At 73.7% G+C, this 12,632-nt stretch carries 10 protein-coding genes; 1 reads left to right on the top strand and 9 read right to left on the bottom strand.

Going from position 1 to position 12,632, the window contains the following annotated elements; translation table 11 throughout:
* Positions 1–11: 11 nt before the first annotated feature.
* Positions 12–3,395, top strand: a complete 3,384-nt coding sequence (locus FKN01_RS11815) for a DUF4132 domain-containing protein (RefSeq protein ID WP_260696854.1) — start codon at positions 12–14, stop codon at positions 3,393–3,395.
* On the opposite strand, the gene FKN01_RS11810 is transcribed toward FKN01_RS11815, so the two are convergent.
* The 9 genes from FKN01_RS11810 to FKN01_RS11770 all read right to left on the bottom strand — a co-directional run bounded on the left by FKN01_RS11810 (position 3,390) and on the right by FKN01_RS11770 (position 12,565).
* Positions 3,390–4,742, bottom strand: coding sequence for a 6-phospho-beta-glucosidase (locus FKN01_RS11810; RefSeq protein ID WP_143619367.1), 1,353 nt, complete (start codon positions 4,740–4,742; stop codon positions 3,390–3,392). The genes FKN01_RS11815 and FKN01_RS11810 overlap by 6 nt on opposite strands.
* 32 nt (positions 4,743–4,774) lie before the next feature.
* The gene (locus FKN01_RS11805; protein ID WP_143619365.1) at positions 4,775–6,343 is read right to left on the bottom strand and encodes a cytochrome P450; all 1,569 of its coding nucleotides are present in this window, start codon (positions 6,341–6,343) and stop codon (positions 4,775–4,777) included.
* 89 nt (positions 6,344–6,432) lie between these two features.
* A complete protein-coding gene (locus tag FKN01_RS11800) occupies positions 6,433–7,047 on the bottom strand; it encodes an ATP/GTP-binding protein (protein WP_143619363.1) in 615 nt (204 codons plus the stop codon).
* Positions 7,028–7,399 carry a DUF742 domain-containing protein gene (locus FKN01_RS11795; RefSeq protein WP_143619361.1) on the bottom strand — a complete coding sequence of 124 codons (372 nt, stop codon included), beginning with the start codon at positions 7,397–7,399 and terminating at the stop codon, positions 7,028–7,030. The genes FKN01_RS11800 and FKN01_RS11795 overlap by 20 nt, the downstream gene beginning before the upstream one ends.
* The gene (locus FKN01_RS11790; protein ID WP_143619359.1) at positions 7,396–7,803 is read right to left on the bottom strand and encodes a roadblock/LC7 domain-containing protein; all 408 of its coding nucleotides are present in this window, start codon (positions 7,801–7,803) and stop codon (positions 7,396–7,398) included. The genes FKN01_RS11795 and FKN01_RS11790 overlap by 4 nt, the downstream gene beginning before the upstream one ends.
* On the bottom strand, positions 7,800–9,413 hold the full coding sequence (locus tag FKN01_RS11785) for a sensor histidine kinase KdpD (protein ID WP_143619357.1): 1,614 nt from the start codon (positions 9,411–9,413) through the stop codon (positions 7,800–7,802). The genes FKN01_RS11790 and FKN01_RS11785 overlap by 4 nt, the downstream gene beginning before the upstream one ends.
* A 320-nt stretch (positions 9,414–9,733) precedes the next feature.
* Positions 9,734–10,240 carry a MarR family winged helix-turn-helix transcriptional regulator gene (locus FKN01_RS11780; protein WP_143619355.1) on the bottom strand — a complete coding sequence of 169 codons (507 nt, stop codon included), beginning with the start codon at positions 10,238–10,240 and terminating at the stop codon, positions 9,734–9,736.
* Positions 10,237–11,916, bottom strand: coding sequence for an FUSC family protein (locus FKN01_RS11775; RefSeq protein WP_143619353.1), 1,680 nt, complete (start codon positions 11,914–11,916; stop codon positions 10,237–10,239). Before FKN01_RS11775 ends, FKN01_RS11780 begins: the two co-directional genes overlap by 4 nt.
* 73 nt (positions 11,917–11,989) lie before the next feature.
* Entirely contained in the window at positions 11,990–12,565 is a 576-nt protein-coding gene (locus tag FKN01_RS11770) for a helix-turn-helix domain-containing protein (RefSeq protein WP_143619351.1), read from the bottom strand.
* Positions 12,566–12,632: the final 67 nt, after the last annotated feature.

The following is a 12,632-nucleotide window of genomic DNA, read 5'->3' as shown; positions in this document are numbered from 1 at the left end:
GGGGCGGGCCGGTGCGTGCTGTGGAGCCTTTCGGGGGCGGTACGTCGCAGTTCGAGGAGACCGGGACGGACGAGGACACGTTCGTCTTCCCGGAGGGCTGGCGAAGCCTGGTCCATCCCCGGCGCGGGGGCATCCCGAGGACGCCGGCCCGAGTGGACCGGAAGCTGCTCGACGCGGTGGCGGAGCGGACGGACCAGGAGCGCGCCTGGATTCAGGAGTACCTGGACGCACCGCGCAGCGACGCCGCCCTGGTCGCCGAGGTCCAACACCATCTGAGCGGAGAGCCCTCCCCCGCCGGCGCGGCGGCGGTGGCGCGGATGGTGGGGATGTACGAGCCCCCGGCCAGCGCGTGGGCGGACAGCTGGGTGCGGCTGCACGGGCTGCCGTTCGCGGCCCGCGCCGCGGTGGAGCTGTTCATGATCAAGACGCACTGCATGCAGAGCGGGAGACGCCGTTACGACGCCCGGCTGGAGGCGGCGTCCACGGCACAGGAGACCGGGTCCGGGCACTACAGCCGGATCGCCGCCGACCGGGTGCGGGCCCTGCTCGCCGCCGCGGACGACGAGACCTACCGGGACACCGTCGAGGCGCTGTCCGCCTGCCGCACCGACCCCCACCGGAAGATCGTCACGGCCTACCTGGCACCGAGCGAGTCCGACTGGGTCGCCGAGCTCCGCGACGTCCCCGGGACGGTCGAAGAGCTCGACTCCGGCCTCCTCTCCCTGATCTTCTGCACGCTCGACGCGCCGGAGCAGGCGGCGCTCCACACGCCCTCCGCCGGATTCGACCGGTCCCCCGCCGTGATCGCCACCGCCGCCGAGGGCATCGGGACGGCGATCGTGCCCATGCTCACGAAGGAGCTGGAGCGGGGGTACTTCTACGCGGACGGGATGAGGAAGCTGGCCGAGGCGCTCGTGGAGTTCCCCACCGACGACGCCTTCGGTGCCCTGCTCGCCCACTCGGACAACAAGCAGGTCCGCCCGGCTCTCCTGGCCGCGATGGACCGCTACCCGGCCCGCGCCCTGCGGCTCCTCGCCGCGGACGCCCGGGACCGGGCGGAGTTCCCCGCGGCCTCCCCCTCCGTCCTGCTGCGCACGCACATCGCCCACCACCGCGCCCTCGCCGAGCAGCTGCTGCCGACGCTGGACGACGACCTCGCGGCCGTCGTGGAGCCCCTGCTGAATCCCGGCGGCCGCCTCCCGGACGCGCCCGCCGACGCCCTTCCGGCCGTGCTCACCACACCGCCGTGGACCCGGCAGCGGACCGTGCCGCGGCCCAGGACGATCACCGGCCTGACGCCGGACACGGGGAAGGCCGCGCTGTGGCGGCCCGGCGAGCGGGAGAAGTGGGCGGCCACCAGCAGCTGGTACACCCGGCGCGAGGCGGTGGTGGACTGGGATCAGACGCTCGACTCGCTGCGCCACGGGCTCGGCTCGTCGGACCTGCGCCCCGCCTGGATCTACGTCCACGGGCCGAAGGAGCGCGTCGCGCCCCTGCTCGACACCTGGGACCCGGCCGATGTGTGGGACGCCGCGGACACGCTGAAGCCGGTGGCCGCCCGCTTCGGCCTCGGGGCGCTGCCCCTGCTGCTGCGTGTCGTGCCGCGCCGGCCCGCCTCACTCGCCCCGCTCCTGATGCCGTACGTCGACGCGCGGGTCGCCCGGCTCATGGCCGACTGGGCGGTGCGCCTCAAGTCCACGGCGGACGTCGCCCGTGCGTGGTTCGAGCGGCACGGCGTACGGGCGGCCCCGCTGCTCGTGCCGGACGCGCTCGGCAAGGCCGGGACCGCGCGCCGCGCCGCCGAGCAGGCGCTGCTGCTGATCGCCGGGCTGCATGGGGACGCGGCGGTGCGCGAGGCCGCCGAGGGATACGGCGAGCAGGCGGCGGACGCGGTGGCCGGGCTGCTGGCCGCGGACCCGCTGGAGCGGGCGCTGCCCGCCGTCATGCCGGAGCTGCCGCAGTGGGCGGACCCGGTGCTGCTGCCCCAGCTCGCGGTCGGGTCGGGCGGGGCGCTGCCGGAGGAGTCCGTCCGCCATCTGCTGACCATGCTCGCCCTGTCCAGGCCCGGCGAGCCGTACCCGGGTCTCGCCGACGCGCTCGGGATCGTGGACGCGGCCTCGGCGGCGGAGTTCGCCTGGGCGCTCTTCGAGCAGTGGCGCGCCGCCCTCCTGCCCGCCGAGGAGGCGTGGGCGCTGCACGCCCTGGGAGTGCTCGGCGACGACGGGACGGTGCACCGGCTGACCCCGGTGATCCGCGCCTGGCCCGGTGAGAACGCCCATCACCGGGCGGTGGAGGGCCTGGACGTCCTGGCGGCGATCGGCAGCGACGTCGCGCTGCTCCAGCTGCACGGCGTGGCGCAGCGGGTGAGGTTCAAGGCCCTGAAGGTGCGGGCGACGGAGAAGATCGCCGAGGTGGCCGCGGGTCTCGGCCTGACGGGCGAACAGCTCTCGGACCGGCTGGTCCCCGACCTCGGGCTCGACGCGGACGGTTCCACGGTCGTGGACTACGGCGGCCGGACGTTCACCGTGGGCTTCGACGAGCAGCTGCGGCCCTGTGTCCGGGACGGCGACGGCAAGCTCCGCAAGGACCTGCCGAAGCCCGGGGCGAAGGACGACCCCGAGCTGGCTGTGGCCGAGCGCAAGCGCTTCATGGCCCTGAAGAAGGAGGTGCGGGCGATCGCTTCCGACCAGGTGCGCCGGCTGGAGGCCGCCATGGTGACGGACCGCTCCTGGACGGCGCGGGAGTTCACCGAGCTGTTCGTCGGCCACCCGCTGGTGTGGCACCTGGTGCGCCGGCTGGTGTGGGTGAGCGAGGCGGACGGGGTGACCACGGCGTTCCGGGTGGCGGAGGACCGCGCGTTCACCGGCGTCGGGGGCGAGGCGTTCGCGCTGCCCGAGGGGGCGGCCGTGCGGCTGCCCCACCCGTTGCGGCTGGGCGAGGAGGCGGTGGCCGCCTGGTCGGAGGTGTTCGCGGACCGGGGAGTCGTGCAGCCGTTCCCGCAGCTCGGGCGAGCGGTGTACGCCCTGACCGCGGAGGAGGCCGCCGGCCACCGCCTCAGGCGCTTCGAGGGGACGAAGGTGCCCACGGGCAAGGTCCTCGGCCTGGAGCGGTACGGCTGGCAGCGCGGGAATCCGGAGGACAACGGCGTCGAGCGCTGGATCTCCAAGCGGCTGGGAGACGCCGGCCACCTGGTGATCGCCCTGGCCGAGGGCATCGCGATCGGCGCGGTCGACACCTACCCGGAGCAGACCCTGGAGACCGTCTGGCTCGACGTCGAACCGTCCGACTACTGGCACCACCGCCCCCACGACCTCCGCTTCGGCGGCCTGGACGCGGTGACCGCTTCCGAGCTGCTGGCCGACCTGACCGCACTCACCGAGGGCGCGGTGTCATGACCGTACGCCCCCCAGATAAGCCAGCCCGGGGTGCGCCTTCACATAGCCGTCCACCAGGCGGCGGGCCACGGAGACCGAGTCGACCAGGGGGTGCAGGGCGAAGGCCTTGACCGCGTCCGCGCGCGATCCGCTCGCCGCGGCCTCCAGGACCGCGCGCTCCACGGCCTTCACCGCGGTGACCAGGCCGACCGCGTGGTAAGGCAGGGGGTCGGCCGAGACGGGGCGGGCGCCGTTGGCGTCGACCAGGCAGGGGACCTCGATCACGGCGTCCGCGTCCAGGACCGCGAGGGTGGACCGGTTGCGGACGTTGAGGATCAGGGTGGTCCGCTCGTCGCGGGCGATGGCCCGCATGAGGGCGAGGGCGACCTGCTCGTAGCCGCCGGAGTCCAGGTCGCTCTCGTCCCGCTCGCCCGCCCCGGCGACGTCCCGGTTCTCCGACATGTAGGTCGCCTCGCGCTCCGCGCGGGTGCGGTCCCAGGTGGCCAGGGCGGGGGTCGCCGGGTCCTTCATCCGGCCGTAGAAGCCCTCCTGCTGCTCGCGGAGGAAGGCGCCCCGGGTCTGCGCGGCCTCCTGGTAGGCGCGGACGGCCTCCCGGTTGAAGTAGTAGTAGTGGAGGTACTCGTTGGGGATCGCGCCCAGCGATGCCAGCCAGTCGGCGCCGAAGAGCCGGCCCTCCTCGAAGGAGCCCAGCAGCCCGGGCTCGCTGAGCAGGCGCGGGAGTTCGTCGCGCCCGTCGACGTACAGTCCGCGCACCCAGCCGAGGTGGTTGAGGCCGACGTAGTCCACGCGGGCCAGGTCCGGGTCGGCGCCGAGGACGCGGGCGATGCGGCGGCCGAGGCCCACCGGCGAGTCGCAGATGCCGATGACGCGGTCGCCGAGGTGCCGGGACATCGCCTCGGTGACGAGCCCGGCCGGGTTGGTGAAGTTGATGACCCAGGCGTCCGGGGCGAGCCGGGCGATGCGCCGCGCGAGGTCGTCGGCGACCGGTACGGTGCGCAGCCCGTACGCGATGCCGCCGGCGCCGACCGTCTCCTGGCCGAGGACGCCCTCGTCCAGCGCGACGCGTTCGTCGGCGGCCCGGCCCGCGAGGCCGCCGACCCGGATCGCCGAGAAGACGAAGTCGGCTCCGCGCAGGGCCTCGTCCAGGTCGGTCGTGGCGCGTACGGCGGGCGCGTCCGGGAGGGGACCGGCCTGCTCGGCGAGGACCCGGGCGACGGCGTCGAGCCGGTCGGTGTCCGTGTCGTAGAGGGTGACGGCCGTGACCCGGCCCTCGGCGTGGTCGGCGAGCAGCGCCCCGTAGACCAGGGGTACCCGGAATCCGCCGCCGCCCAGAATTGTCAGCTTCACGCTTCCGCATGGTACGTGGGGCGGCTCCGGCGTCAGTCGCCGCTCCACCAGCGGGTCACGACGCGCCAGAGGCGGGCGGGGCCGCCGGGCTTGCGCTGGCGCGGGACCCGGCCGCCGGCCGTGCCGTCGCCCGCCGCCCCGGACAGCGCCTCCGCCGATCCGTCGACCGTCGCGGTCGCCCCCGCCGGGGTGGCGGCCGACGGCGCGTGGGCCGGGTCCAGGGGGGCGCGGACGGGGGTCGGGGCGGTGTGCCGTACGGCGGACTGGACCTCCCAGTCCTGGCGGGCCGCGCTGGGCCGGCCCATGGACGGCGGCTCCCGGTCGTCCTGCGGGGAGCGGGGGGCGAATTCGGCGGGCAGCTCCACCAGGTGACGGCTCATGAAGTTGCCGACCCAGCGCAGTTCGTTCTCGTCCACCGCGAGTTCGAGGTCGGGCAGTCGCAGCAGCAGGGCGTCCACACCGACGTCCGCGATGGCCCGGCCGATGTCCTGTCCGGGGCACTCGTGGGGGCCGCCGCTGAACGCCAGGTGGGAGCGGTTGCCCTCCATGTTGGCGGTCAGGTCGGGACGGACCACGGGGTCGGTGTTGGCCGGTGCGATGCCGACGATCAGGGCGTCGCCGGCCTTGATGTGCTTCCCGCCCAGTTCGGTGTCACCGACGGCCCAGCGGCCGAAGACGGCGGTGAACGGCGGCTCGTCCCACAGGGTCTGCTCGACCGCCTCGGGGACGGTCATGTGGCCGCCGCTGAGCCGGGCCCGGAAGCGCGGGTCGGTGAGCACCATGCGCAGGACGTTGGCGATCAGGTTGACGGTGGCCTCGTAGGACGCGATCAGGATGAGCCGCAGATGCTCGGCGACCTCCTGGTCGTTCATGTTCGCGGGGTGCTCGACGAGCCAGGTCGCGAAGTCGTCGGCCGGTTCGCGGCGGCGGCGCTCGACCAGGCGGGTGAGCACTCCCACCACGTAGGCGTTGCTCTGCACGGCGGTCGCGGTGCCCTTGATCATGTCGCGGGCCGCCTCGACCATCCGGTCGTTGTACTCCTCCGGCATGCCGAGGATGGCGCACATGACCATCATGGGCAGCCGCTCGGCGAAGTCGGCGACGAGGTCGGTGCGGCCCTCCCGGCAGAAGCCGTTGACGAGCCGGTTGCTGTACCGGTTGACGTGGCGCCGCACGCCGCGCGTGTCGATGCGGGCCATCGAGTCGGTGACGGCGCCGCGCTGGCGTTCGTGGGTGGCTCCGTCGGCGAAGACGCAGATCGGCTGCCAGGTGAAGATCGGCGCCAGCGGGTGGTCGGGGGCGACGCTGCCGTCCTGCAGGGCCCGCCAGCGGCGCGAGTCGCGGGAGAACTGCGAGGGAGTACGGGTCATGTGCAGGTTCTCGCTGTGGCCGAGGACCAGCCAGGCGGGCACGTCGCCGTGCAGCAGGACCGGGGCCACCGTGCCGTGTTCGGCGCGCAGTTTCTCGTACAGGCCGTGCGGGTCCTGCTCGGCCTCGGGGCCGTAGAGCCGGCGCAGGCCGCCGGGTCCGACGCCCAGGCCGTGGGCCGGGCACTCGGGGGGCGGGACCGGGCCGTGCTCGTAGGGGAAGGGGGTTGTCACGATCGCTCCAGGGGTCGGGCCTCGGGGCCCGACGGTCGGGGGCGCGGTGGGGACGCGCGGAACGGGTTCGGGAAGGGTGCGCGCAGGGGTCAGCCGAGCGGGAGGGCGAGGCTGTGCAGATAGCGCATCAGGGTCAGCAGCACATCGCGGCTGGAGCCGCGCAGCCGCGCGTCGCAATCCACTATCGGGACCTCTTCCGGGAGGTCCAGGGCGGCGCGCAGCGCTTCGACGGGGTGCTTCGGTGCGTCGGGGAAGGTGTTGATGGCGACGACGAACGGCACCCCGCGCTCCTCAAGCCGCCCGATGACGTCGAAGCTCGTTTCGAGCCGGCGGGTGTCGAGCAGGACGACGGCTCCGAGAGCGCCTTCGAACAGGCCGTTCCAGAGGAACCAGAAGCGTTCCTGGCCGGGCGTGCCGAAGAGGTAGAGGACCAGTTCCTCGCTGATGCTGATCCGGCCGAAGTCCATGGCGACGGTGGTGGCGGTCTTGCTCTCCACGCCGAAGTTGTCGTCCACGCCGACGCCGGCCTGGGTCATCGTCTCTTCGGTGGTCAGCGGCCGGATCTCGCTGACCGAGCCGACCATGGTCGTCTTGCCGACCCCGAAGCCTCCGACGATCACGACCTTCACCGCGGCGGTGGCCGTGGTGGGCAGGACGTCCTCGCTGCGGGGGCCCGTGATCGTGTCAGAGTTTCTGAAGTCCATGCATCACCGCTTCGAGGAGGGAACGGTCCGGGAGGGTCGCGCGGACGATCGGCGCGCGCGATTCGATCAGACCGGTGGCGAGGAGTTCGGTGAGGAGCGAGGTCACCACGCTGAACGGCAGGCTGAGGTAGGCGGAGAGCTCGGCGACGGATAACGGGGCCTGGCAGAGCCGGAGGATCACGGCCTGCTCGGGCTGGACCGTCGGCGTCGGCTCCGACTTCGAGACGATCATCGTGACCAGGTCGAGCGCTGCCCGCTCGCTGCCGTCGGGATCGCCGGTGATGACGTAGAGCCTCTCCGGGTCGCTCAGTGCCGGATCGGCCGTGCGGCGTTCTCGTCGGGGAGAGTTCATCCGGCCTGCCCGTCGTGGCGGGGCGGACTCGTGAGGTGGCCGCCGATGCGTACGACCATGTCGCGCATCCGCGCCCCGACGTGCCCGGCGTCCACCGTCTCGCCGGCCAGGACCGCGAGGTAGGCGCCGGTCCCGGCGGCCATCAGGTAGAAGAAACCGCCGGTGACCTCGATGACGACGAGCCTCATCCGGCCGTCGCTGTACGGGATCTCGGAGGCGACGGCCGCCGCCAGGCTCTGGAGCCCGGCGCAGGCCGCCGCGAGCCGGTCGGCGACGTCGGGGTCGCCGCCGTGCTGGGCGATGCGCAGTCCGTCGGCCGAGAGGACGACGATCTGGTGGATGTCCGGGACGTCGTCGGCGAGTTCCTTGAGCATCCAGTCCATGTTGCCCCGCTGCTGGATCACCGCTGATCTCCCTTGTCCCACGCGTCGTCTGAGTCTTCGTCCGCCCTCGGCTCCTGGGGCACGCCGTTGGCGGCCTTGGTGAACGCCTCCAGCCAGATGCCGGGGGGCGGTTCCTTGCTGTTGTCCTGGCCGTAGCCGTGGCCGTTGGTGCGGCCGGCGGTGGGGTCGGCCGCCTGTGCGGGGAGGTTGTGCGAGCCGAGCGGGGCGCGGCCGCGGCTGCGGCGCTGCGGGAGTCCGCCGGCGGTCCACTCGGTCACGACGGGCACGTCGTCCTGCATGGCGAGGGCCGGGGTGGCCGGGGCGGCCGGGCCGGGCTCGGAGACGACCGGGCCGGTCGCGGGGCGTGCGGCGACGGGGCTGGGCTTGCGGCGCTTGCCGCGGGGCGGCACGACGTGCTGCATGTCGGCGAGGTCGATGTCGCTGGTGGGCCGCGAGGTGGCGCCGATGCCGTGGGCGATGCCGGGGGCCGGGCCGGTGGTGATCATGGCGCGGGGCACGATGAGCACGGCGCGGACGCCGCCGTACGCGGACTGGCGCAGCGAGACCTGGAGGTCGTACATCCGGGCGAGGCGGCCGACGACGGCCATGCCGAGGCGCGGGGACTCACCGAGGTCGTTCATGCTGGACCCGGCCCGTGCCCGGGCGAGCATGTTCTCGGCGCGGGCCCGGGCCTCCTCGCTGAGGCTGACGCCGCCGTCCTCGATCTCGATGGCGATGCCGGTCTGCACCTCGACCGCGGTGACGTGCACCCGGGTCTGCGGGGGCGAGTAGCGGGTGGCGTTGTCGAGTAGTTCGGCGCAGGCGTGGATGAGCGGTTCGACCGCGGTGCCGATGATGGCGACCTTGGCGATCGAGTGCAGATCGACGCGCGGGTACTCCAGGATGCGCGACATGGCGCCGCGCAACACGCTGAACAGCGGGACGGGCTTGGGCCACTGGCGGCTGGGGCGGGCGCCGCCGAGGACCGCGATGGAGTCGGCGAGGCGGCCGATCAGCGCGGTGCCGTGGTCGATGCGGAGCAGGTCGTCGAAGACGTCGGGGTTGCGCCCGTGGTGCTCCTCCATCTCACGGAGCTCACTGGCCTGCCGGTGGACGATCGCCTGGACGCGCCGGGCGACGTTGACGAAGGCGCGCTGCGCGGAGTCCCGGGTCGCTTCCTCGTTGTCGATGATGTCGAGAACCGTGTAGACGAGGGAGCGCTGGGAGTCGGGCAGGTGGCGGTAGACCGGGTCGGAGTCCACCACGTCGCGCAGCACCTCGTCGGGCGAATTGCCCACGCGCAGACGGTGGATGGCGGACGGCAGCAGCTCCTTGCTGATGCGGGTGGTCTCTTCGTCGTGCTCGGCGATGCGCCGTTCCAGGGCGGAGACGCGCTGCTGGTACTCGGCGTTCCGGCGGCGGATCGTCCGGCCGCGGCGGGCGATCTCCACCGCGAGCGCGGCGACCACGACGGTGGCGAATGCCCCGCACCACACGACTGCTATCCGCGCGGGCTCGGCAACCAGCGCCGCCGCGGCGGTGGTTGCCCCCGCCATCACGACGACGGGCAGCAACAGGGCGCGGGCGACGGGGGCTTCCCGGCCGGCCGGCGGTGATTCAACACGGGCCATCTGAACCTCTGGCGGTTGATTCGGGATGTATTCCGGAGATTCGGCGCTTGTATGAACGAAGAGAACAAGCGCGCGAATTCACCTCAACTCGGCTTCACTGCGCGTGAGCTTAGTCAGATCGAATCAGCGCTTTTGCACATTCCTCCAACCCCCTGCGCGAGCGCTCCCGCGGTAGTACGCTCACGAGTTTTCATACGCACCGCCTTCGGGCGTGTGCGGGGAGTGACGGGGCGGAGGAATAAGGAAGAATCGCCCTGCGGGGCGAGAGATGGGCACATATGAACGAAGGCGCCCGTATGAGTGATGCCGTGCGGCGCCGCCTACCGGCGGGCGCCCCCGATGCGCCCCTCCAGCTGCACCAGGAGCTCGCTGAGCTGCGCGCTGAGCCGGTCGCGGGTCCCGGCGTCGAGGCCGGAGAGCACCGCGCGTTCGTACGCCAGCTGCCGGGGCAGCAGTCCGTCGACCAGGTCGCGGCCCTCGTCGGTGAGGCGGACGTAGGCGACCCTGCGGTCGCGCTCGTCCCCGCGCCGGGCGATCAGGCCGCGCTCCTGGAGGACCCGCAGCCGCTTGGTGACGGCGGCGCCGGAGGAGAAGGTCTCCCGCGCCAGTTCACCGGGGGTGAGTTCGCGGTCGGTACGGCGTACGGCTCCGAGGAGGTCGAACTCCGCGCGGGTCAGCCCGGCCGCCCGCAGCGGGGCGTCCTCGGCCTGCTGGAGCAGCGCGGAGCAGCGGTTGATCCGGCCGATGAGCTCCATGGGCCCGGTGTCCAGTTCCGGGTTCACGGCCTGCCACTGCCGGACCACCGAGGCGACGATGTCGTCGGTCACACCGCTCCGTTCTCCTGGGCGGGGACGAACAGCCCCTGCCGTTTCGCTGTCGCCGCGAGCGTACGGTGTCCGGCCTGCTCGGCGGCGAGCACCGCCTCCCGGGGCAGGGCCGGCTGCCACCACTCGCCGGCCGCGGTCTCGTCCGCCTCGCGCAGCTCGACCAGGGTGCCGGTGAGCCGGCGGCGGGCGGCGTCCAGGGCGGCGGGCGCGGTTCCGGGCTCGGCGAGGGCCCGCACGGCGTGGGCGCGGGCGCGTTCGGCGTCGGCCAGCGCGCGCTCGACGCGTCCGGTGGCGCGGCGGTTGGTGACCAGGACGGCGGCGAGGAAACCGATGGCGGCGCCGATCACGGTGTCCAGGACCCGGTCGCCGATCAGCTCACCGGCCGGATGGCTGCCCGCGTACTCCAGGACGAGCAGGGCCATCGGGGTCACCGCGACGGAGCCGAGCCAGTAGTTGCGGGTGATCAGCGCCTCGGCCGAGAAGGCGAAGAGGAGGCAGAAGCCGATGAGGGCGAGCGGGGCGGTCCGGGCGGCCGGGAGGACGGCGGCGAAGACCAGGACGCCGATGAGGTTGCCGAGGGTCCGCTGGAGGGTGCGGTTCCAGGAGAGCGTGACGTTGGCCTGGTAGAGCGAGGCGGCGGTGACGATGGCCCAGTACGGACGGCCGACGCCCACCGCCGAGCAGACGTACCCGGCCAGGGCGCAGCCGACGAGCGTGCGGGCGGCGACCGGGAGCAGCGGGGAGCCGGGGGCCATCCGGCTCAGCAGTGCGCGGAGCGGGGCGCCGGCCAGGGCGGTGCGCTCGGCGTCGATCCCGAAGAGTTCGGCGCCGGTGCCGGGGGCGGGGGGCGGGGTGGGCACGGGGCCCCGGGCGCGGGTGAGCCGGGCCCACTCGCGGAGCCGGCCGGCGTCGGCGGGGTCGGGGGTGCTCGCGAGGACCGAGGTCTCGGCGTGGACGAGGAGGCGTTCGAGGGCCCGGCGGGCCGGGGTGGGGCGGCCGGCGGCCAGGAGGGTCTGCCAGGCGGCGTGCACGGCGGCGACGGCGGCGCGGCGGGTGGCGGGGCCGGGGGCGGCGGCGTGCGCGGCGGCGGCGTTCAGGGCGCGGGCGGTGGCCCGGCGCTCGGGTCCGTCGCGGCGGACGAGGGCAGGGGCGACGACGGCGACGAGCCAGGCGACGGCGCCCGCGCCGAGGGTCAGGGCGAGGTGGCCGGGGACCTGGGCGAGCGTCTGGGGGACGAAGAGGGCGGCGGAGCTGACGAAGGTGAAGATCACCGGTCCGGGCGGCCCGATCCGGGTCGCGTCGCAGAGCAGCTTCTGGCCGGCGGCCAGCAGCGCGCCGGCGGCGATGAGGACGGCGGCCGATCCGGTGAGCGAGGCGACGACGAGGGCGGCGCCGAGGCCGGCGGTCATGCCGAGGACCACCGCGGCGACGGTGCCGGCGCGGCGGGCGTACGGGAGGTTGTGGCCGTACAGCGCGCAGAGCGAGCCGGCCATCGTGTACATCACCAGATCGAGCCGGCCGAGAGCGAGGAGCACCAGGTTGGGTATCGCGGTGGCCACGACGACGCTGGTGGCGGGCTTGAACCACATGTCGGACGGCCGCGCCAGGCGCAGCGGGCCGGTCAGCGGGAGCCTGCGGACGGAGGGCCGGCCGGCCCTTATCGATGTATCACTCACCCATACACCTTAGCAGGTATTACACCCGTAAACTATTTGCCCGCGGCGTACCGGTGTCCGGGGGCGCCCGCCCTCACCCGCTCTGTTCGTCCATCACCTGGACGTGGTCCGCGATACCGACCACGAGGACCCGGGTGCCCGGCTCGATGGGGCGCCAGCGGTGCACGAGACCTCCGGCGCAGTAGAGCGTGTCACCCCGCTCCAGGCGGTAGAAGTCGCCGTCCGCCTCGACCTCCGCCGAGCCGTCGGCGACGTAGAGGATCTCGTCGTTGCGGTGCCGGAACTCGCGGCCCCAGTCATGGTCACCGGTGAACTCCAGCGCGTGCAGGCGCTGGTGGCCGCGGACCAGGGGCCGCATCCGGCCGTCGCCGTCCGCGCCGGACTCCCGCACGGAGGCGGAGGTGCCGCGCACCACGTCGACGGGGCGGGGCGCCTGTGCCGTCGCCATCAGCTGCACCGCCGTCGTGTCGAGCGCGTCGGCGATGCGCTGCAGCGATCCCATGCTCGGCCGGGAGCGGCCGTTCTCGATCTGGCTGAGGAAGGGGACGGAGAGCCCCGCCCGCCGCGCGACCTCCGCGAGGGTCAGTTCGAGCGCCCGCCGCCGGCGGCGGATTCCCGGCCCGACCAGCAAGGTGTCCGCTTCGCTCATCTCATCCACTCCGTGTCCCACGTGCCGCACGCCACAGCCGGCGGGGCAGTGAGCAGCCTACCGGGCC

Origin of the sequence: Streptomyces sp. 130 (genome assembly GCF_007096885.1) — a bacterium.
Lineage (GTDB): Bacteria > Actinomycetota > Actinomycetes > Streptomycetales > Streptomycetaceae > Streptomyces.
This window is presented reverse-complemented; position numbering and strand designations above follow the sequence as displayed.

Bases quoted from the DNA above. Each gene is read 5' to 3' on its own strand.
- FKN01_RS11770 (WP_143619351.1), bottom strand. From the start codon at position 12,565: ATGAGCGAAGCGGACACCTTGCTGGTCGGGCCGGGAATCCGCCGCCGG.
- FKN01_RS11800 (WP_143619363.1), bottom strand. From the start codon at position 7,047: ATGGACTTCAGAAACTCTGACACGATCACGGGCCCCCGCAGCGAGGAC.
- FKN01_RS11785 (WP_143619357.1), bottom strand. From the start codon at position 9,413: ATGGCCCGTGTTGAATCACCGCCGGCCGGCCGGGAAGCCCCCGTCGCC.
- FKN01_RS11795 (WP_143619361.1), bottom strand. From the start codon at position 7,399: ATGAACTCTCCCCGACGAGAACGCCGCACGGCCGATCCGGCACTGAGC.